We start from the raw sequence: 272 nt of genomic DNA on the forward strand, positions 1-272 counted from the left end.
CACCTAGCAAGTTCCCACAAGTACGCCGCGATATTGCCATTCTAGTCGATAGCGATATTAGTTTGCAGACACTAGAAACCACGATTCGTGCTGCTGCAGGTGAGCTATTGAGGGATCTGTGGTTATTTGATGTTTATCAAGGCGATAAAGTACCGGAAGGTCAGCGCTCACTGGCATTTGCACTAGTATGGCAAGACAGCAGCCAGACTTTGTCTGATGACGTGATAAAAACGTCTACTGATAAGGTTGTGCAAGCGCTAACAGAACAGCAT

The 272-nt window shown here is 46.3% G+C and carries 1 protein-coding gene; it reads left to right on the forward strand.

The window, feature by feature from the left end; genetic code table 11:
• The coding region (locus AAEY80_RS14550; protein ID WP_502945561.1) for a phenylalanine--tRNA ligase subunit beta-related protein at nt 1-272 on the forward strand (272 nt) is incomplete at both ends.

This window comes from Psychrobacter sp. 78a-MNA-CIBAN-0178, assembly GCF_040309625.1.
GTDB lineage: Bacteria > Pseudomonadota > Gammaproteobacteria > Pseudomonadales > Moraxellaceae > Psychrobacter > Psychrobacter okhotskensis.